1 protein-coding gene is annotated in these 1,068 nt (G+C 63.0%); it reads right to left on the bottom strand.

Features of this window, described 5'->3' with window-relative positions; translation table 11 throughout:
* A partial coding sequence (locus AB0G01_RS35290; protein WP_360955331.1) for an ABC transporter substrate-binding protein occupies positions 1 to 1,019 on the bottom strand: 1,019 nt, incomplete at its 3' end.
* Positions 1,020 to 1,068 lie beyond the last annotated feature (49 nt).

Raw genomic sequence — 1,068 nt, forward strand, 5'->3', positions numbered from 1 at the left:
GCGTTCTGGTCCACGTCCTTGACCAGCTTCTCGACCAGGTCCTCACGGTCGAAGCACTGCGCGATCGCCAACCGCAGTTCCTTGTTGTCCTTGAACAGCGGACGCGCCATGTTGAAGTCCACGTGCTCGTAGGTCTGCCCACCGGCCGCGTAGACCTCGAACGCGGAATCGCCGCGCAACTGCTGCGCCACGGCCGGGTCCGCCTGCGGGGCGATGACCACGACCTCCTTGTTCTGCAACTGCTGCGCCGCGGACTGCGCGTCGGTGTTGGTCTTGAGCACCACCTTCGACGCCGAGGGCTTCTCCCCCCACCACTTCGGGTTGCGCACCAGGACCGTCTGGTCCTTCAGATCAGAGGACTCGATCAGGTACGGACCACCCGAGAGCGCCACCGAGGCGTCGAACCCCAACCAGCCCTTGGTGTAGAACTCCGCGACCTTCTTGACCGTCTCGTCGTTCTGCGCCGGCGTCACCTTGGTGACGTCGGAGACACCGGACTTCTCCTCCAGCACGTGCGCCGGCAACAGGCTGTCACTGCCCACCTGCGAGAACAACGCCCGGTAGTCCGCGAAGGGCTTGTCCTTGAAGAACGACGTGGTGATCGTCTTGTCCTCGTCGGAGCACTCCAGCTTCTCGATGTTCTCATACCCCGTCGGCGAGGTGTCGAAGATCGACGCCTCCGACCCGTCCTCGCCCTTGGTCGTGGCCTTGCTCGTCGCCGCCAGCCACTTGAGGTGGAAGTCGTCGCAGTCGATCGGCTTCCCGTCCGACCACACCGCCGCCTTGTTCACCTTCCACTCGATGACCTGCGGCTCCGCCGAGGTGACCTTGATCGACTCCATCAGATCGCCGTCGATCTTGATCACGAACTTGCCCTCGACCAAGTCGGTGATGTACGGCGAAGGCTGCACGTTCGACAGCGCGATGGTGCTGGAGAAGTTGTTCGTCGCGCCGAGGTTGTTGTTGTAGTTGTGGAAGCCCTCTTCGATCGCCACCGCGATCTCACCGATGTCGTCCACCTTCGGACGCTTGAACAACTCGTCCTGACCACCGATCTTGCCGGGGTCG

Source organism: Actinosynnema sp. NPDC023587, from assembly GCF_040640215.1.
GTDB lineage: Bacteria > Actinomycetota > Actinomycetes > Mycobacteriales > Pseudonocardiaceae > Actinosynnema.